The sequence below is a fragment of the Allobosea sp. BE125 genome (assembly GCF_031456075.1).
In the GTDB taxonomy this organism is placed as follows: Bacteria; Pseudomonadota; Alphaproteobacteria; order Rhizobiales; family Beijerinckiaceae; genus Allobosea.
The window spans coordinates 121234-139801 of sequence record NZ_JAVDTY010000015.1 but is presented as its reverse complement, the minus strand read 5'-3'; the positions used below and the strand labels follow the sequence as shown (position 1 = coordinate 139801).

Sequence of the window (18568 nt, the reverse complement as noted above, 5' to 3'; positions counted from 1 at the left end):
CATGCTGCTGCAATACATCCTCAAGCGTATCCTGGTGATGATCCCGACGCTGCTCGTCACCAGCGCGCTGATCTTCACCGTCATCAACCTGCCCGAGGGCGATTATTTCGAGACGCTCGCCGCCGAGATGCAGGCGCAGGGGGAGAAGGCCGATCTCAGCCGCATCGAGTTCCTGAAGAAGGAGTACGGCTTCGACAAGCCGCCGGTCGAACGCTATTTCTGGTGGGTCACCGGCCTTCTCCAGGGCGATATGGGCTACTCCTTCGAGTATCAGCGCCCGGTCCGCGAGATCGTCGGCGACCGCCTGATGCTGACGATGGTGGTCTCCTTCGTCACCATCATCGTCACCTGGCTGATCGCCTTCCCGATCGGGATCTATTCGGCGACGCATCAATATAGCTGGGGCGATTACGGGCTGACCTTCCTGGGGCTGATCGGCCTGGCGATCCCGCATTTCCTGCTGGCGCTGGTGTTCATGTATGCCGCGAATGTCTGGTTCGGGACCTCGATCGGCGGGCTCGTCGACCCGCAATATCTCAATCAGCCGATGAGCTGGGCCAAGCTCTGGTCGATCCTGGAACATCTCTGGATTCCGGTGATCATCATCGGGGCCGGCGGTACCGCCGGCATGATCCGCGCCGTCAGGGCAAACCTGCTCGACGAATTGCAGAAGCAGTATTTCGTCACTGCCCGCGCCAAGGGGCTGCCGCCGGGCAAGGCGCTGCGCAAATACCCGCTGCGCATGTCGCTCAACTTCTTCGTCTCCGATATCGGCGACATCCTGCCCTCGATCGTCTCGGGCGCCGAGATCGTCGCGATCGTGCTCTCGCTCCAGACCACAGGACCGCTCCTGATCCGGGCCTTGCAGAGCCAGGACATGTATCTCGCCGGCTCCTTCCTGATGTTCCTGTCCTTCCTGACCGTGATCGGCGTGCTGATTTCCGACATCTCGCTCGCGATCCTCGATCCTCGGATCAGGCTGCAAGGCACGGCGACCAAGTGAGCGCTCTTCCCGCAGACGGCGCGCCCCTGCCGCATACCGCCTCGACCGCCCCCTTCGAGCCCCATGCGGTCGAGAAGATGACGCCCGAGCAGGAGCGGGTCTATCTCGCTTCGCAATGGCAATTGATGTGGTGGAAGTTTCGCAAGCACAAGCTCGCGGTGATCTCCGGCGTCGTCATCCTGACGATCTACGCCATGGTCGCGATCTGCGAGTTCCTCGCGCCTTACGACTACACCACGCGCAACACCGACTTCATCCGCGCGCCGCGCCAGGAGGTGCACCTGTTCCATCAGGGCAGCCTCATCGGCCCGTTCGTCTACCCCTACACGCAGCGCCTCAACATGGAGAACCTGAAGCGCGAATATGATGTCGACACCAGCCGCCCCGAAAAGCTGCGCTTCTTCTGCCGGGGCGACGCCTATGATTTCTGGGGGTTCATCCCGGGCAATCTGCATCTGGTCTGCCCTCCCGAAGGCGGCACGCTCTTCCTGCTCGGCTCGGACCGGCTCGGCCGCGACATGCTCTCGCGCATTCTCTATGGCGGGCGCATCTCGCTCTCGATCGGCCTGCTCGGCGTCTTCGTCTCCTTCGTGCTCGGCGTCATCATCGGCGGCATCGCCGGCTATTACGGCGGCAAGGTCGATCTCATCGTCCAGCGCATCATCGAGATCGTGCAGTCGCTGCCGCATATCCCGCTCTGGCTGGCACTGGCCTCGATCATGCCGCCCTCCTGGAGCCCGCTGCTGGTCTATTTCGGCATCACCGTCATCCTCGGCCTGATGGATTGGACGGGTCTGGCTCGCGCCGTGCGCTCGAAACTGCTTTCGCTGCGCGAGGAGGATTATGTCGTCGCGGCCCAGTTGATGGGCGCCAAGCCCGCCCGCATCATCGGCCTGCATCTCGTGCCCGGCTTCATGAGCCATCTCATCGCCTCGGCAACGATCACCATTCCCAGGACGATCCTGGGCGAGACGGCTCTGAGCTTCCTCGGCCTGGGCCTGCGCCCCCCCATCACCAGCTGGGGCGTGATGCTGAACGAGGCGCAGAACATCAATGTGGTGGCGCTGTATCCCTGGTTGCTCTATCCGGTCGTCCCGGTGATCCTGATCATCCTGGCCTTCAACTTCCTCGGCGATGGCCTGCGCGACGCGGCCGATCCCTATCGCTAGCGCAGGCCCGCAGAGCAGCACGCGGAGCACCACGCGGTGCGCATCGCCTTCCATACGCCGCTCAACGCCTTCGAGGACGGCCGCATCTCCGGCGACAGGCGCATGGCGCGGCAGATCGCGACCGCCCTGGAACGGCTCGGCCATGTCGTCGAGCCCGTGCGCGATGCCCGCTCCTACATGAAGACGTCGGATCCCGGCCTGCTGGAACGCCACCGCGCCCAGGCGGCGGCGAAGATCGAGGCCCTTGCCGCCGGCTGGCGCGCGGGAGCAGCGCCTCCCGACCTCTGGTTCACCTATCACAGCTACTACAAGGCACCCGATCTGCTCGGCCCCGCCATCTCCGAGCACCTCTCGATCCCCTATGTCGTCGCGGAGGCGAGTGGTTCGGAGCGCCGCGCCAAGGGGGAATGGGCGCGGCATGTCGCGCTGGCGCGTGCCAGCTTCGGGGCAGCCGATCTGCATCTCTGCTTCACCGAGCGCGACCGGCTGGGCGTCGAGTTCTGGTGTGGAGAACGTACGCAATTCCTCGCCTTCCCGCCCTTCATCGCCCTCGACACCAATGCGCCGCAGCCAAAACCGCAACCCGGCCCGCCACGCCTCGTCACCGTCGCGATGATGCGCGACGGCGTGAAGCATGAGAGCTACCTCGCCTTGGCGCATACGCTGCTGCAGCTCGCCGACAGGCCCTGGACATTGACAGTGATCGGCGACGGGCCGCTGCGCGGCGAGGTCGAGCAGGCCTTCGCGGCTTTGCCGCCGGGCCGCGTCACCTGGCTGGGCGCGCTCGCTCATGACCGGGTCGTAGCTGAACTCGCAAGCCATGACATCTTCATCTGGCCCGGTCTCGGCGAGGCCTATGGGCTGGTCTATCTGGAGGCGCAAGCAGCCGGCCTGCCCGTCATCGCCTTCGCCAGTGGCGGCGTGCCCGACACCGTCAAACCGGATGAAACCGCCTTCCTCGCACCCGAGAATGATGAGGCGGCGCTGGCCATGGCGCTGTCCCGGCTGCTGGCTGACCCGGCCCTGTGCACCAGAATGGGCCGGGCCGCCGCCGCCTTCGTCAGGAGCGAGCGCACCTTGGAGACGGCCAGCGCCATCCTGGCGCAAGGCTTTGCGCGCATCGCCTCGGCCCGCGCGGAGGCGACGCCGTGAGCGATACGTCCCTTGGCGAACTTCTCGCCGAACTCGATCGCTGGCGCGAGACCGGCAGGCGCCTCCGGCTCTGGCTGCGCGACGACGACGCTGTCGCGCCAAGCCCGGCGCTTGACCGTCTCGCCGGCTTGAGCGAGCGCTTCGCCTTGCCCGTGCTCCTGGCCATCATCCCGATGCAGGCCGAACCGGCACTGGTCGCGGCGCTGCGCGCGGCTCCCTCGCTCTTGCCTTGCCAGCATGGCTGCCGGCACCAGAACCACGCCGCCGCGGGCATGAAAAAGTCCGAGTTCGGCGCTGGCCGCCCGCGCGCCGAGGCTGCGGCCGATATCGCGGCCGGGCGGCAACGGCTCGGTGAGCTGCTCGGAGCCTCCGTGCTGCCCGTCTTCGTGCCGCCCTGGAACCGCATCGCCTCCGACCTGGCGCAGGCCCTGCCGGAATTCGGCTTCGCCGGCCTGTCCTGCTTTCGCGGCTTCGGGCTCGGCGGCGACGGCCCGGCCCTGGTCAACAGCGACATCGATGTGATGGATTGGCATGGCGGGCGGATCGGCCGCTCCTTGCAAGCACTGGCCCTGGAGATTCGCGACCAGCTCGCGGCGCGGCGCCGGCTGCCGGAGGGCACAGACACGCTCGGCCTGCTGCTGCACCACCGCGACCATGACGAGACCGCCTGGGCCGCCTTGCAAACCCTGCTTGCCACGCTCACAGCGCATCCCGTTATCGTGACCACTGATCCGGGCCGGTTGTTTGGGGGCCGGAGCGCTGCATAAATGCGGCACTCACGCTTGGGGCGCTCGTTGCCCTGAAGAGCGGACTTGGATCGAAGCCTACGCCACGCTATGATCCCGTCTTGCATTCCCGGGTGCGTTCGTCCTCTCCACGGGGGTCGTCTGGCCTTTCTGCGGAGGACGACGCAGTCATGTCTTTCAACGTCGTCGACCTCCCCGGCGTCGAGCGCACGCCGCGCGACCCCCATGCGCCGCGCGTCCTGATCTACAGCCACGACACCTTCGGCCTCGGCCATATCCGGCGCTGCCGGGCGATCGCCAATTCGCTCGTGGCCAACTATCCTCATATATCAGTGATCATCGTCTCGGGTTCGTCGGTGATCTCGAGCTTCCAGTTCGGTGACGGCGTCGACTATGTCCGCATCCCCGGCGTCGAAAAGCAGAGCGATGGCCGCTATGGGCCCCATCATCTCAATCTCGACCTCACCGACACGATCCGTCTGCGCACCGACATCATCAAGCAGGTCGTGCTCTCCTTCGATCCCGACGTGGTCATCGTCGACAAGGAGCCGGTCGGCCTGCGCGGCGAATTGATTCCGGCGCTGGAAGTCCTGCGCCGGCGCGGCGCGCGCATCGTGCTCGGCCTGCGCGACGTGCTCGACGAGCCGACGAAGCTCTATGAGGAATGGCGCCATACCGGAGCGATCGAAGCGCTGGAGCAGGTCTATGACGACATCTTCGTCTATGGGCTGGAGAGCATCTACCAGCCGCTTGCCGGCCTGCCGAACCAGCACCTCTTCGCCGACAAGATCCGCTATACCGGCTATCTCAAGCGCGCCGTGCCGAGCCCGATGCCGCCCAACCGCTATCCGCGCATCACCAAGGGGCCGTTCATCCTGGTGACGCCCGGCGGCGGCGGCGACGGGGCCGGCGTGATCGACTGGGTGATCTCCGCCTATGAGGCCGACCCGACCATCGCCTTGCCGGCGTTGATCGTGTTCGGCCCCTTCATGTCCCGCGAGCGTCGCAAGGAGTTCGCCGAGCGCATCGCCCGGCTTCCGAAGCTGGAAAGCCTCGGCTTCGAGCCGCGCCTCGAATTGCTGATGAACCGCGCCCACTGCGTCGTCGCGATGGGCGGTTACAACACCTTCTGCGAAATCCTCTCCTTCGATAAACCGGCGCTGATCGTGCCGCGCGTCAAGCCGCGGCTCGAACAGGCGATCCGCGCCGAGCGCGCCGACCATCTGAAGCTGATCGATGTCCTGCATGATCCCGCGCAGAACGGCGAGGGCGGGCGCGACCCGCTGGTGATGGCGGCGGCCCTGCATGCCTTGCCCAAACGCGTGCCGCCCTCCCAGGCCTTCGTCCCGAGCCTGCTCGACGGCCTGCCGGCCGTCGCCCGCGCACTCGCCGACGATCTCTCAATGCCGGTCCGCGGCAGAATTCTGGCGCAAAACGCCGCCGTGGTGAGCTGACAGGCCCATCCTGCTCTCACTTTTTGATGAGAGCCCTCACCCTTTAAGCCGTGGCTTTTAAGGCGCTGCTTTCGCGCCTCCTCGGGATAAGGGCTGTGTTTCCACACAGCCTCTCGACAGACATCCCCGCCACGTCCAGTGAAGCAACGGCATGAGAATCCAGTTGGGATTCTCATGGTTTCTTTACCATGCCGGAAAGATCTGATCTCAAATCATTGTTATATTTTTTGAATGGATTGCCTTCGTTTACCGATGCAGCATTATGAGATCCATACACTTGTCGATAATTTCGGAAATTCAGTCTGAATTGGCTAAAATCCATGCCAGGCAATGATCGATCACAAGAACGATCATTTAGATTCATTCGAAGAATGATGCGTAATGGAATACCCTCCTCGAAACCTTGATCGATAGTGCGTGACGGCATGTCAAACCCGATAGCGATACTGGGAGCCGGCATCGCCGGTCTCACCGCGGCCCGCGAATTGCGCCGGCGAGGCTTGCCGGTCATCGTCTTCGAGGCCGGAAAATCCATCGGGGGCATGGCGTCATCCTTCAAGGACGCCGAAGGCTTCTCCTATGACATGGGCGCCCATTTCGTCAGCAACCGGCTCGCGGAGGCCCTCGGTGCCGGCGACATCTGCGAAACGGTGAAGCATTACGGCGAAGCCGTCCTGCTCAACGGCCGCAGCTATAACTACCCGTTCGGCTTGATGCGTTCGCCGCGCCTGGTCGGGAGCGCCATCGCCGCGAAACTGCGCCGGACCGAGATCGCCTCCGCCGGCGACTGGTTCAGGCAGACTTATGGCGATGCGCTGGCGCAGGACATCGCCATCCCGCTGGCGGAAGCCTGGTCGGGCGCCTCCGCCGAAGACCTCTCCCCGGCGGTCGGCGACAAGATGCGGGCCGGAATCCTGAAATCGCTTTATCTGAAGGCGGCCGCCCATGTGACCAACCGCGCGGTCTGCAACGGCTATTCGCATGACATGCCGGAAAGCCCGAGCGTCTACCATGTCTATCCGAAAGGCGGGATCGCCAAGCTCTTGGAGCCGACGGCGCGAGAGGTCGCGGATTCGATCCGGCTGGAATCGCCGATCGAGCGCGTTCTGGTGGAAGGAAACCGGGTCACCGGCGTTCGCGTCAAAGGCGAGACCATCCCCGTATCGGCCGTGATCAGCACCGCCCCCGTGCATGTCCTGCCAAAATTGCTGGAAGGCACCTCCGCGCTCGATGATCTCGCGGCCTTCCGCTATCGCCCGATGGTCTTCGTCAACCTGCGCTTCACAGGCCGCAACCTGCTGCCCGACACGATGCTGTGGGTACCGGATCGCACGCAGCCCTTCTTCCGCCTGACCGAAGCGCCGATCTCGATGCCGTGGCTCGCCCCTCAGGGAAAAACCCTGATCACCTTCGATATCGGCTGCAGCGTCGGCGACCAGCATTGGACCATGCCCGACGACAAGCTGGCCGAACTCTGCCTCGACGGCATCTGCCGGATCTACCCCCATCTCAGGCAGGCCTATCTCGGCCCCGGCGGCATCGTCAAAACACCGATTTCCTATCCGGTCCATCTGCTGGCCTATGAGCAGGAACGGCTCCGCTTCGCCGAAACGACGGGTGTCGACGGTCTCTACAGCATCGGCCGCAACGGCGAGTTCGCGCATATCCTGATGGAGGATGTCTACTGGCGCACGCTGAAGCGCACCGAGCAGGTCGCCGCCTATGTCGGTCAGTTGCCCGCTTTGGTCGCCGGATTGCGGGACGCCCATTCGGCTCTGCGCAAGCGCGCGAAACCGATCGGCTCCAAGCCAGCAACCGAGCCTGCCCCGATCGCGAAAGCGAGCTGAAGGCGCTCGGCAGGGTCTGCCCGCCGGCAGCCATGGCGGGCCGGCGATCCGTCCTGCAAAAACCACCGTCACGACTCATCGCAAGTTCGTAGACAGGCCGGAGTAAACTTCTCAATATATCAGCCATCGGAGGAGGACGGCGCTCCACGCGCGCGCTCCTATGGAAGGATTTTGCGATGGCGCTGCACTTCAAGAATTTCGCCCTGCTCGAACCCGATCACGGCGAACTGCGCCGGGGCTACGAACTCCTGGTCGATGGCGAGACGATCCGCGACCTCTCGGACAAGCCTATCAAAGCCGCCAATGCCGATGTGATCGATTGCGGCGGGCGCACGCTGATGCCGGGGCTGATCGACAGCCATGTCCATGTCTTCCTCTCCGAAGTCTATATCCGCGCCATGGAGAGCATGCCGCTGACGCTGATGACGGCGCGTGCCGTCCGGCTGATGAAGGGTATGATCGACCGCGGCTTCACCACGGTGCGCGACACCGGCGGCGCCGATTGGGGCATCAAGGAAGCCGTCGACAAGGGTGATGTCGCGGCTCCGCGCCTGTTCATCGCCGGCGCCGCGATCGGCCCGACCGGCGGCCATAGCGACCCGCGCCGGCGCACCGATTTCGGCGCGCGCTGCCATTGCTGCAACGCCATGGCCTACACCATGAACGTCTCGGACGGCGTCTCCTCGGTGAAGAAGTCGGTGCGCGAGCAGATGCGGCTCGGCGCCGACCACATCAAGATCATGATGTCGGGCGGCGTCGCCTCACCCTACGACCCGCTCGATTCCATGCAGTTCAGCGTCGATGAGGTGAAGACGGCGGTCGAGGAGGCCAAGGCCTTCGGCCGCTATGTCTGCGCCCATGCCTATACGCCCGAGGCGATCACGCGCGCCGCCCAGTGCGGCGTCCGCGCCATCGAGCACGGCAATCTGATCGACGACGCCTCGGCCAAGCTGATGGCCGAGAATGGCATGTTCCTGACCGCAAACCTCGTCGCCTACTATGCGATGAAGGAACGCGCCGCCGAATTCGGCATGAACAGCGACATGCTCGCCAAGAACGATCTCGTCATCGATGGCGGCCTGCGTTCGCTCGAGATCTGCAAGCGCGCCGGTGTGCCTGTCGCCTATGGCAGCGACCTGCTCGGCCAGCTCCAGGTCGAGCAGTCCAGGGAATTCCTGCTGCGCAGCGAGGTGCTCTCCCCCATCGAGATCATTCGCTCGGCAACGACGATCGGCGCGCAGCTTCTGCGCATGGAGGGCAAGCTTGGCACGCTCCGTGCTGGAGCCTTCGCCGACATGATCCTCGTCGATGGCGACCCGCTGAAGAACCTCGGACTTTTCCAGGAACAGGGCAAACACCTGGCGATGATCATGAAGGGCGGCGCGTTCCACAAGAACACGCTGCACTAGAGCGTTTTTGAGCGAAGTGGATACCGGTTCGCGTGAAGAAAACGCGTTGAAACAAGGAGCTAGAGCAGGGTGCGAAAAAGTGGAAACCGGTTTTTCGTATCGATCGGTCTCCAAGGCCGGGAGGCGTGATGTCGCGCCTGCGACGAATAGGGACAAACGATGCGACGGATAGAGAAAGACAATCTTGACTGTTTGTAAGTGGAACCGCAGCTTGCGGCCGGGTTGGATCGAGAGGCGGGATAAGGTGGTGGTAGCAGGCCAGGCACGCATGCAACAGAGGCAGCTTGCGGCAGGCTGCGCGCAGCCGGCGCCCGCAGCGGCTCGGCCTCGCCTGGGAGCGCCGGCTTGAGCGCCGCCGCCCGCCCGAGCTTCGGTCGTGTCGCGCTCAACGGAGCCGCCTGCCTCTCGCTCGGCTTCATCCTGCTGCCGCTGATCTTCGTCACCTGGCTCGCCTTCTTCCGGCAGGAGATCCCCTCCTTCCCGCCCGAGGGCTATTCGCTGAAATGGTTCTCCGCTGCGGCCAATAACAAGCCTTTCATCGACGGCTTCGTCCTCAGCCTCCAGGTCGGGGTGCTGGCGACATTGATCGGGCTGGCGCTGGGCGTGCCCGCGAGCCTGGCGCTGGTACGCCACCGCATCACGCTCGGCCCCGCCGTCAACACGCTCCTGCTGCTGCCGCTGGTGATGCCCGGCATCGTGCTCGGCACTGCGCTTTATGTCTTCCAGATCGAGACCGAGATCGCCACCGGCCTGCCGGTGCTGGGCTCGCTTGGCGGCCTGATCGCCGCCCATACGCTCGTGGTCATTCCCTGGGTCGTCCGGCTCGTCACCGCGAGCCTCGCTGGCTTCGACCGCACCATCGAGGAGGCCGCGCAGAATCTCGGCGCCGGCCCGTTCACCACCTTCTGGCGGGTCACCCTGCCCAGCATCAGGTCCGGCATCGTCGCGGCCGGGCTGTTTGGCTTCGTCACCTCTTTCGGCAATCTTGAAATGAGCCTGTTTCTCGTCGGACCGGGACGCACCACGCTGCCGATCGCGATCCTGCAATATCTGGAATGGAAGATCGATCCGACCGTGGCCGCGGCCTCGCTGATCCAGATCGTCCTGATCGCCGTGGCGATGGTCGTCACGGATCGTTACGTCAAGCTGAGCCGGGTGGTTTGAAACAATGGCACGGCTTTCGATCGAGCATCTCCGCAAATCCTATGGCGACCTGACCGTCGTCGACGACGTCACCATCGACATCGCCGACGGCGAATTCCTCGTCCTGCTCGGCCCCTCCGGCTGCGGCAAGACCACGACCTTGCGCATGGTCGCGGGCTTCGTGCCGCCGAGCTCGGGCAAGCTCACCATTGGCGAGCGCGAGGTCACGGCGCTACCGCCCTGGAAGCGCAATTGCGGCCTGGTTTTCCAGAGCTACGCGCTGTTCCCGCATATGACGGTGGCGGAGAACGTCGCCTTCGGGCTGGAGATGCGCAAGGTCGCGCAGGCTGAGCGCGGCACCCGCGTCACCGAGGCGCTGCGGCTGGTCCAGCTCACCGGCTTCGACGGGCGCTATCCGCGCCAGCTTTCGGGCGGCCAGCAGCAACGCGTCGCCCTGGCGCGTGCGCTCGCCATGGAGCCCGACGTGCTCCTGCTCGACGAGCCGCTCTCCAATCTCGATGCCAAGCTCCGGCAGGAGGTCCGCGTCGAGATCCGCGACCTGCAGCGCAAGCTCGGCCTGACCACCATCATGGTCACGCATGACCAGGAAGAGGCCCTGACCATGGCCGACCGGCTGGTCGTCATGGAAAAGGGGCAGGTCCGCCAGATCGGCACCCAGCGCGAGCTCTATGAGAAGCCTGCGGATCGTTTCGTCGCGGGTTTCATCGGCCGCAGCGCCTTCCTCGATGGCGAGATCGCCGGCAATGGCCGCTTCCGCACCAAGGGCGGGCTCGACATCGCCTGCGCTGCCGCGACCGGCATGGGATCGGCCACGCTCGCCTTGCGGCCCGAGCGGATCGCCGTCGGCGGCGAGGCGCAGGGTTGCCCCAATCATTACGAGGCCAAGGTCGAGCACGCCTCCTATCTCGGCGCGCTGCTCGACATCCATGTCAGCCTGTCGGAGCATGACCGCATGCTGCTGCAGATCCCGAACCGGGCCGGCGTGGCCGAGCCGAAGCCGGGCGAGACCATCACGATCGGCTGGGCGCAGGACGCCGGGCTGGTCTATCCGCGCGAAGCCTGACCAAACAGGCGAAAACAGGGGACTTCAACCATGACCAAGATCGATAGGCGGACCGTTATCAAAGGCCTGGCCGGCGCAGCCGCACTGGCCCCGGCCATGAGCCACCACGCCTTTGCGCAAGCCGGCGGCAAGGTCGTGATCGGCACCTGGGGCGGCGACTATGCCCGCCTCCTGACCAAGAACATCGACGAGCCGATCCTGAAGCCCAAGGGCATCGAGATCGTGCAGGACCAGGCAGGCGACGCCCCGCGCCGCGCCAAGATGACCGCCGAGAAGCGCCTGCCGCGCGGCACCGTCGATGTGCAGGGTCTCTCGGCCGCCAACATGTTCGAGATGAACGAGGCCGGCGTCGTGGAGCAGCTCGACTACTCCAAGATTCCCAACGCCAAGAACCTGCTGCCGACGATGAAATACCCCTATGGCATCGGGCACATCTATTCGGGCAACGTCGTCATCTACAATCCCAAGCTGATCACGCCCGCGCCGACCGGCTTCAAGGATTGGCTCGATCCGAAATGGGGCGACAAGATCGGCTTCATCGACATCCAGTACCAGTCGATCTTCATCGCGGCCTCGATGGCCGCGACCGGCGGCAAGGACATGAACAACCTCGACAAGGCCAAGGAGGTTCTCCTTGCCGTGAAGAAGGCGGGCGGGCGCGTCTACCCGACCAACGAGGCCTTCGCCGCCGCGATGAAGAACGAAGAGATCGGCATCAGCGCGATCTGGAAGGCGCGCGTCGTGCAGTGGCAGAACGCCGGCATCCCCTGCGAGGCGGTCTCGCCCGTCGAGGGCATCCCGGCCTATGTCTCGGGCTTCGTCATCGCCAAGAACGCGCCCAACAAGGACAACGCCTACGCCTATATGAACGCGATGCTGGAGAAGGCGCCCCAGGAGGCCTTCGCCGTCGACATGGGCTATAACGGCACAGTCACCGGCCTCAATGTCGCGCCCGATCTGCAGAAGCGCATCGGCTTCACCCCGGACGAAGAGAAGCGCCTCAAGGATCTCGACTACGCCTTCCTCGCCAAGAACGATTCCGCCATGAAGGAGTGGTGGGACAAGGTCTTCAAGGCGTGAGCACGGCTGCTCCAGAAGCCGTCGCGGGCGCCCGCACCGGCCTTGCCGGCGCGCTCGTCGTGCCGGCGACCATCTTCGTCGCGATCGGGCTTCTGGGCCCGATCGCGATCCTGTTCCGCTATTCGCTGAACCAGTTCATCCCCGGCCAGTTCATGGTCGATGGGCTGACGATCGAAAACTACATCAAGTTCTTCACCGACAGCTATTACCTCAACGTGCTGCTGCGCACGGTGCGCGTCGCGGTGATCTGCACGGTCGCCTGCCTGATCATGGGCTTCCCGCTGGCCTATGTGCTGGCGCGCATGGAAAGCCGCTTCAAGAACCTGCTGATCATGCTCGTCGTGCTGCCGCTCTTCGTCGGCAATGCGGTGCGTGCAGCCGGCTGGATGACCGCCTTCGGCAGCAAGGGCGCGCTCAACGCCTCGCTGATGGGGCTGGGTCTGATCAACCATCCGCTTGAGATCATGTTCACCGAAAACGCCGTGCTCATCGGCATCGTCGCGGTCAACCTGCCCTTCATGGTGCTGACGCTGCAGAGCGTGATCGAGGGCATTCCCCGCAATGTCGAGGAAGCCGCCTTCAGCCTCGGCGCCGGCCCCGCCGCGATGTTTCGCCGCGTGCTCTGGCCGCTCGCCCTGCCCGGCATCCTGGCCGGCACGATCCTGACCTTTATCCTGGCGATGAACGCCTATGCCACGCCGGTGCTGCTGGGCGGGCCTAAATTCCAGATGATGGGCCCGCTGGTCTATGGCCAGTTCGCGCAGCAGAACAACTGGCCCTTCGGCGGCGCGATCTCCTTCATCCTGATGACCGCCACGATCGTGCTGACGGTCGCAGCCCATCTCATCGTGCAGCGGCGCTATCGCTAGAGCATTTTCGAGCGAAGTGGGCACCGGTTCGCGTGAAGAAAATGCGATAAAACAAGGACGTAGAGCATTTTCGTGTTTCGGAGAAATGCGGCAATGCTCTGGGCGGCTGGCCAAGCGGCCCGCCGCGCACTAAATGTCGCCCATGAATCTGTCCGCCTCTCTCGTTCCCGTCGCGGTCGGCGCTGTTGCGATCGTCCTGTTGCTCGGGCTGGCCAACATGCTGCGCGGCGGCAGCCCCAGCACCTCGCAGAACCTGATGCGGCTCAGGGTGGTCCTGCAGTTCATCGCGATCCTCGTCATCCTCGGCATCATGTGGTGGCGCAGCGGCTGATACCGCCGTCGCGACCGAAGCTATCCCCGCTTCATTTGCCTTTTTCTAAGCATTTGATTTTGCAGAGCTTCACCTCGGCCGGCGTCACCCCAACACGGCTTTTGCCGCAGTCCCGCCATATTCCCGACACGAGTCTCTGCGCTTCACTAACGTCGTTCCGCCGACAACAAGAAAAGTCCCCCATGGTTCGCGTTGCATTGCTGGTCCTCGCCGGAATGATGGCCGCCGCCCCCGCTTGGGCGCAGTCGCAGCCTCTCCCGGCCGGCGTTTCCAGCTACGCTCCGGCGACCGAGACAGCCCCGCTCTCATGGGAAGCGCGCATCGGCGCCGCCGCCGCAAATCCGGGCGGGCGCGAAAGCGGCCTGCTCAACTTCAGCGGCGAGGTGGTCACGCCGCGCGTCGCGACCTTGAACGACCGCTTCTCCGCAGCCTTCGTACCGCGCTTCCATCTCGGTTCGAGCGTCAATTTCAATGGCACGCGCTACGCCTATGCCGGTGCGACCTGGACCGTCGACCTGACCAAGGCGGTCTTCGTCGAGGCCAGCCTGGGCGCCGCCCTCAATGACGGCAAGACCGGCGCTGTCGTTCCCGAGAACCGCCTCAATGTCGGCTGCAACAGCGGCTCGCGCGAAGCCGCTGCGCTCGGCTTCAGGCTCAACGACCGCTGGAGCCTGGTCGCGACGCTGGAGCATTTCAGCACGGCCGGCTGCTCCGACCGCGACAAGCCGCGCGGCCCGGCCAATTTCGGCGCCAAGCTCGGCTATACCTTCTGAGAACAGGCGGGCGGCGTGATTGCCGTACGCGAGCCCTTTCGCTCGGTCAGCGCCACGCTATAACGCGTCGATGGTCAAGCTCAACCGCATCTACACCCGCACCGGCGACGACGGCACGACGGGGCTCACCACCGGGCCGCGCCGGTTGAAATTCGACCTGAGGGTCGCAGCCTATGGCACGGTCGACGAGACCAATGCCTGCATCGGCATGGCCCGGCTGCATGCGGCAACCGAGGACGCCGATGTCGACGCCATGCTCGGCCGCATCAGCAATGACCTGTTCGACCTCGGAGCCGACCTCTCGACGCCCGACACCGGCGCGAAACTGGCCTTCGAGCCGCTGCGCATCGCGCAGGTCCAGGTCGACCGGCTCGAGGCCGAGATCGACCAGCTCAACACCACCCTTGAGCCGCTGCGCTCCTTCGTCCTGCCCGGCGGTACGCCGGCAGCAACCCATCTCCATCTCGCGCGCACGGTGAGCCGCCGCGCCGAGCGTTTGATGGTCGAGTTGGCCCAGACCGAAGGCGAAGCCGTCTCCGGCTCCGCCCTGAAATACATCAACCGCCTCTCCGATTTCCTCTTCGTCGCCTCCCGCTTCCTCAATGCCAAGGCGCGGGGCGACGTGCTCTGGGTGCCGGGCCAGAATCGTTAGAGGCACGATGCGAAAAAGTGGAAGCCGGTTTTTCACAAGAATCCCGCTGCAGCGAAACCCGCTGCAGCGCTTGACGGGACGCATCCATGTTCGTGCCGCTGCATGATGGCGTCCCGCTGCGCTTCATGCGCGCGCCCTATGTCACCTATGGCCTGGTCTCGACCTGCATCGGCCTCTTCCTGCTGATCTGGCTGCGCGAAAGCGAACCCGCCCAGATCGCGGTCGCAGCCGGCTTCGGGCTGATCCCATCCGTATTGTTCGGCACGGCGCAACTGCCTACTGATCTGCTGCAGGCGCCGGTCTGGCTGACTTTGTTCAGCAACATCCTGCTGCATGCGAGCTTCGCCCATCTCGGCGGCAATATGCTGTTCCTCTGGGTCTTCGGCGACAATGTCGAGGATGCGATGGGGCATCTGCGCTTCCTGCTGTTCTTCTTCATCTGCGGGCTTGCCGGCTCGCTGACACACGCCTTGATGAACCCCGCCTCGGACCAGCCATTGATCGGCGCATCCGGTGCGATCTCGGGCGTGATCGTCTCCTATCTGATGCTTTATCCGCGCGTCCGGATCTGGGGCCTGGCCTTCAACTGGATCCCGCTGCACATCACGGCGCTCTATGCGCTCAGTGGCTGGATCCTGTTTCAGATCGTCTCGGCAATTCTCGATCCGCAAGGCCATGTCGGCTGGTGGGCCCATCTGGGCGGGCTCGGCGCGGGTGCGGCGCTGACGCCGATCTTCATCCATCGCGGCGTGACGCTGTTCGGCCGCCCGGTACGCAAGTGAAGACGGCTCTCGCACGCCCTGCCTGCGGCGTTGACAAGCGCAAACGGGCGTCGTTACGGTCCCTCCGCATTCCAGCCGAGAGCCGCGATGCCGCCTTCCCGCCGATTGACGCGGCGCGGCCCCGCAACTGACCTCTCCCGAACGGTGATTTGACGATGAAGATCCTTGTGCCCGTGAAGCGGGTGGTTGACTACAACGTGAAGATCCGCGTGAAGGCGGACGGCTCGGGCGTCGAGCTTGCCAATGTGAAAATGTCGATGAATCCCTTCGACGAGATCGCGGTCGAAGAGGCGCTGCGGCTGCGCGAAGCCGGCAAGGCGACCGAGGTCGTCGTGGTCTCGATCGGGCCCGCGCAAGCCGCCGAGACGATCCGCACGAGCTTAGCCATGGGCGCCGATCGCGGCATCCTGGTCAAGGTCGACGGCGTGGTCGAGCCGCTCGCGGTAGCCAAGCTCCTGAAGAAGCTGGTCGAGCAGGAGAGCCCGCAGCTCGTCATCCTCGGCAAGCAGGCGATCGACGACGATTGCAACCAGACCGGCCAGATGCTGGCGGCCCTGTTGGGCTGGCCGCAGGGCACCTTCGCCTCGAAGGTCGCGCTGTCCGACAGCGCGGTCGATGTCACCCGCGAGGTCGATGGCGGCCTGCAGACGGTTTCGCTCAAGCTGCCGGCGATCGTCACCACGGATCTGCGCCTGAACGAGCCGCGCTACGCCTCGCTGCCCAACATCATGAAGGCCAAGAAGAAGCCGCTCGACGAGACTTCGGCCGAGGCGCTGGGCGTCGATGTGAGCCCCCGTCTCAAGGTGCTGAACACGCGTGAACCGGCGGGCCGCTCGGCCGGCGTCAAGGTCGGCTCCGTCGCCGAACTGGTTTCCAAGCTCAAGAACGAAGCGGGAGTGCTGTGATGGCCACGCTGCTGATTGCAGAACACGACAACGCCACCATCAAGGACGCCACCGCCAAGGCGCTGACCGCGGCCAAGGCGCTGGGCGCCCCCGTCCATATCCTCGTCGCCGGCGAAGGCGCCAAGGGCGCGGCCGATGCGGCAGCCAAGCTCGACGGCGTCGAGAAGGTGTTGCTGGCCGATGCCGCGATCTACGGCCACGGCCTTGCCGAACCGATCGCCGCTCTCGTCGCCAAGCTCGCCGAGGGCTATGACGCCGTCGTCGCGCCCTCGACGACCGGTGGCAAGAACCTGCTGCCCCGCGTCGCCGCCTTGCTCGACGTGATGCAGATCTCGGATGTGATGAAGATCGTCTCGCCCGACACCTTCGAGCGTCCGGTCTATGCCGGCAACGCCATCCAGACCGTGCAGTCCTCCGAGGCCAAGAAGCTGATGACGATCCGCACCGCCTCCTTCCAGGCGACGGGCGAAGGCGGCTCGGCCAGCGTCGAGACCATCTCCGCCGTGGATGATCCCGGCGTGTCCAGCTTCAAGGGCGAGGAGGTCGCCAAATCCGATCGTCCCGAGCTCGCTTCGGCCAAGATCATCGTCTCCGGCGGGCGCGCGCTCGCTTCGGCGGAGAACTTCACCAAGGTGATCGAGCCCGTTGCCGACAGGCTGGGCGCGGCCATGGGCGCCTCGCGCGCCGCGGTCGATGCCGGCTACGCCCCCAATGACTGGCAGGTCGGCCAGACCGGCAAGGTTGTGGCTCCCGACCTCTATGTCGCGGTCGGCATCTCCGGCGCGATCCAGCATCTCGCCGGCATGAAGGATAGCAAGGTCATCGTCGCCATCAACAAGGACGAGGAAGCGCCGATCTTCCAGATCGCCGATTACGGCCTGGTTGGCGATCTCTTCACGATCATGCCCGAGCTTGAAGCCGAGCTCGCCAAGATCGGCAAATAGCTAGCGCCGCAAGTCGATTGACCAACAAGTTGATTGACCGAGTAGATTGACAAGGAAGCCGGCGACCAGGCTGGCGCCGGCCAGCACATGACAACCGGGCTGCCGTCAAGGTGGCCCGCACCGGCCTCCGAAGTGGAAGCGGTGCCACCAAAGATGGATCAGACCATGTCGGACAGGGCGATCAGGACGATCGGCATCATCGGCGCAGGCCAGATGGGGAACGGCATCGCCCATGTCGCGGCCGTGGCCGGGTTCGAGGTCCGGCTGCACGATCTCGCCGAGGACCGGATCAAGGCGGCGCTCGCCACCATCGACGGCAACATGGCGCGCCAGGTCGCCAAGGGCGCGATCGGTGACGAGATTCGCCGCGACGCCATGGCCAAGATCCTCGCCGCGCCGCAACTGTCGGGGCTCGGCGATTGCGACCTCATCATCGAGGCCGCGACCGAGAGCGAGGAAACCAAGCGCAAGATCTTCACCGCCGTCTGCCAGCATATCAAGCCGGAGACGATGCTGGCCTCCAACACCTCCTCGATCTCGATCACGCGGCTGGCGGCGGCGACGGACCGGCCCGAGCGCTTCATCGGCATCCATTTCATGAACCCCGTGCCGCTGATGCAGCTCGTCGAGCTGATTCGCGGCATCGCCACCGACGACCAGACCTTCGAGCTCGCCAAGGAATTCGTCGGCAAGCTGCACAAGACCGTCTCGGTCTCGGAGGATTTCCCGGCCTTCATCGTCAACCGCATCCTGCTGCCGATGATCAACGAGGCGGTCTACACGCTCTATGAGGGCGTCGGCTCGGTCGAGGCGATCGACACCGCGATGAAGCTCGGCGCGAATCACCCGATGGGCCCGCTCCAGCTGGCCGATTTCATCGGCCTCGACACCTGCCTGTCGGTGATGCAGGTGCTGCATGATGGGCTCGCCGACTCGAAATACCGCCCCTGCCCGCTCCTGGTGAAATATGTCGAGGCCGGCTGGCTAGGCCGCAAGACCAAGCGCGGCTTCTACGATTATCGCGGCGAGAAGCCGGTTCCGACGCGCTGAACCCTGCGATCACGCTCGGGTTTGCCCCGGGCGCCTCTTCGAAACTCTCCTTCGAGAGATGGTCGGCGCAAGGCCGACCATGACGGCTGATGCTGCCTTGACGCCGCATCCTCTTCACATTCCTGTCGTCTCGCGCTTACATTGATCTAGTGACGGGATTCGTCCCGTTCCGATT

General features: G+C 64.8%; 18 protein-coding genes. All 18 read left to right on the top strand.

The window, feature by feature from the left end:
• Window positions 1–4: 4 nt before the first annotated feature.
• The 18 genes from J2Y55_RS27055 (at window position 5) to J2Y55_RS26970 (ending at window position 18393) form a co-directional block, all read left to right on the top strand.
• Entirely contained in the window at window positions 5–1003 is a 999-nt protein-coding gene (locus tag J2Y55_RS27055) for an ABC transporter permease (protein ID WP_069693309.1), read from the top strand.
• Window positions 1000–2172 carry an ABC transporter permease gene (locus J2Y55_RS27050; RefSeq protein WP_310159610.1) on the top strand — a complete coding sequence of 391 codons (1173 nt, stop codon included), beginning with the start codon at window positions 1000–1002 and terminating at the stop codon, window positions 2170–2172. Before J2Y55_RS27055 ends, J2Y55_RS27050 begins: the two co-directional genes overlap by 4 nt.
• A 36-nt stretch (window positions 2173–2208) precedes the next feature.
• Window positions 2209–3324 (top strand): glycosyltransferase family 4 protein, encoded by a 1116-nt coding sequence (locus J2Y55_RS27045; RefSeq protein ID WP_310159609.1) that lies wholly within the window; start codon window positions 2209–2211, stop codon window positions 3322–3324.
• Entirely contained in the window at window positions 3321–4091 is a 771-nt protein-coding gene (locus tag J2Y55_RS27040; protein WP_310159608.1) for a polysaccharide deacetylase family protein, read from the top strand. Before J2Y55_RS27045 ends, J2Y55_RS27040 begins: the two co-directional genes overlap by 4 nt.
• Window positions 4092–4240: 149 nt before the next feature.
• Complete coding sequence (locus tag J2Y55_RS27035; protein ID WP_310159607.1) at window positions 4241–5524, top strand: glycosyltransferase family protein; 1284 nt, start codon at window positions 4241–4243, stop codon at window positions 5522–5524.
• A 425-nt stretch (window positions 5525–5949) separates the two neighbouring features.
• Complete coding sequence (locus tag J2Y55_RS27030; RefSeq protein ID WP_310159606.1) at window positions 5950–7371, top strand: protoporphyrinogen/coproporphyrinogen oxidase; 1422 nt, start codon at window positions 5950–5952, stop codon at window positions 7369–7371.
• Window positions 7372–7547: 176 nt separating this feature from the next.
• Window positions 7548–8780 (top strand): metal-dependent hydrolase family protein, encoded by a 1233-nt coding sequence (locus tag J2Y55_RS27025; protein ID WP_310159604.1) that lies wholly within the window; start codon window positions 7548–7550, stop codon window positions 8778–8780.
• 345 nt (window positions 8781–9125) lie between these two features.
• Entirely contained in the window at window positions 9126–9944 is an 819-nt protein-coding gene (locus tag J2Y55_RS27020; RefSeq protein ID WP_310159602.1) for an ABC transporter permease, read from the top strand.
• A gap of 4 nt (window positions 9945–9948) precedes the next feature.
• Window positions 9949–11007: an ABC transporter ATP-binding protein gene (locus J2Y55_RS27015; protein WP_310159601.1), complete on the top strand. Its 1059-nt coding sequence runs from the start codon at window positions 9949–9951 to the stop codon at window positions 11005–11007.
• A 30-nt stretch (window positions 11008–11037) separates the two neighbouring features.
• Complete coding sequence (locus J2Y55_RS27010) at window positions 11038–12087, top strand: ABC transporter substrate-binding protein (RefSeq protein WP_310159600.1); 1050 nt, start codon at window positions 11038–11040, stop codon at window positions 12085–12087.
• Window positions 12084–12956 carry an ABC transporter permease gene (locus J2Y55_RS27005; protein WP_310159598.1) on the top strand — a complete coding sequence of 291 codons (873 nt, stop codon included), beginning with the start codon at window positions 12084–12086 and terminating at the stop codon, window positions 12954–12956. The genes J2Y55_RS27010 and J2Y55_RS27005 overlap by 4 nt, the downstream gene beginning before the upstream one ends.
• Window positions 12957–13098: 142 nt before the next feature.
• Window positions 13099–13287, top strand: coding sequence for a twin transmembrane helix small protein (locus tag J2Y55_RS27000; protein WP_069688739.1), 189 nt, complete (start codon window positions 13099–13101; stop codon window positions 13285–13287).
• A 182-nt stretch (window positions 13288–13469) separates the two neighbouring features.
• Entirely contained in the window at window positions 13470–14060 is a 591-nt protein-coding gene (locus tag J2Y55_RS26995; protein ID WP_310159594.1) for an acyloxyacyl hydrolase, read from the top strand.
• 70 nt (window positions 14061–14130) lie between these two features.
• Window positions 14131–14712: a cob(I)yrinic acid a,c-diamide adenosyltransferase gene (locus J2Y55_RS26990; RefSeq protein WP_310159592.1), complete on the top strand. Its 582-nt coding sequence runs from the start codon at window positions 14131–14133 to the stop codon at window positions 14710–14712.
• A gap of 86 nt (window positions 14713–14798) precedes the next feature.
• Entirely contained in the window at window positions 14799–15494 is a 696-nt protein-coding gene (locus J2Y55_RS26985; protein WP_310159591.1) for a rhomboid family intramembrane serine protease, read from the top strand.
• A 155-nt stretch (window positions 15495–15649) separates the two neighbouring features.
• Window positions 15650–16399 (top strand): electron transfer flavoprotein subunit beta/FixA family protein, encoded by a 750-nt coding sequence (locus tag J2Y55_RS26980; RefSeq protein ID WP_310159590.1) that lies wholly within the window; start codon window positions 15650–15652, stop codon window positions 16397–16399.
• The gene (locus tag J2Y55_RS26975) at window positions 16399–17343 is read left to right on the top strand and encodes an electron transfer flavoprotein subunit alpha/FixB family protein (protein WP_310159588.1); all 945 of its coding nucleotides are present in this window, start codon (window positions 16399–16401) and stop codon (window positions 17341–17343) included. Before J2Y55_RS26980 ends, J2Y55_RS26975 begins: the two co-directional genes overlap by 1 nt.
• A gap of 165 nt (window positions 17344–17508) precedes the next feature.
• A complete protein-coding gene (locus tag J2Y55_RS26970) occupies window positions 17509–18393 on the top strand; it encodes a 3-hydroxybutyryl-CoA dehydrogenase (protein WP_092172451.1) in 885 nt (294 codons plus the stop codon).
• Window positions 18394–18568: the final 175 nt, after the last annotated feature.

Excerpts from the sequence above, each read along its gene's own strand:
- J2Y55_RS27025 (WP_310159604.1), top strand. The coding sequence starts at position 7,548 with ATGGCGCTGCACTTCAAGAATTTCGCCCTGCTCGAACCCGATCACGGC.
- J2Y55_RS27000 (WP_069688739.1), top strand. The coding sequence starts at position 13,099 with ATGAATCTGTCCGCCTCTCTCGTTCCCGTCGCGGTCGGCGCTGTTGCG.
- J2Y55_RS26980 (WP_310159590.1), top strand. The coding sequence starts at position 15,650 with ATGAAGATCCTTGTGCCCGTGAAGCGGGTGGTTGACTACAACGTGAAG.
- J2Y55_RS26995 (WP_310159594.1), top strand. The coding sequence starts at position 13,470 with ATGGTTCGCGTTGCATTGCTGGTCCTCGCCGGAATGATGGCCGCCGCC.
- J2Y55_RS27035 (WP_310159607.1), top strand. The coding sequence starts at position 4,241 with ATGTCTTTCAACGTCGTCGACCTCCCCGGCGTCGAGCGCACGCCGCGC.
- J2Y55_RS26975 (WP_310159588.1), top strand. The coding sequence starts at position 16,399 with ATGGCCACGCTGCTGATTGCAGAACACGACAACGCCACCATCAAGGAC.
- J2Y55_RS27015 (WP_310159601.1), top strand. The coding sequence starts at position 9,949 with ATGGCACGGCTTTCGATCGAGCATCTCCGCAAATCCTATGGCGACCTG.
- J2Y55_RS27030 (WP_310159606.1), top strand. The coding sequence starts at position 5,950 with ATGTCAAACCCGATAGCGATACTGGGAGCCGGCATCGCCGGTCTCACC.
- J2Y55_RS26970 (WP_092172451.1), top strand. The coding sequence starts at position 17,509 with ATGTCGGACAGGGCGATCAGGACGATCGGCATCATCGGCGCAGGCCAG.
- J2Y55_RS26985 (WP_310159591.1), top strand. The coding sequence starts at position 14,799 with ATGTTCGTGCCGCTGCATGATGGCGTCCCGCTGCGCTTCATGCGCGCG.
- J2Y55_RS26990 (WP_310159592.1), top strand. The coding sequence starts at position 14,131 with ATGGTCAAGCTCAACCGCATCTACACCCGCACCGGCGACGACGGCACG.
- J2Y55_RS27010 (WP_310159600.1), top strand. The coding sequence starts at position 11,038 with ATGACCAAGATCGATAGGCGGACCGTTATCAAAGGCCTGGCCGGCGCA.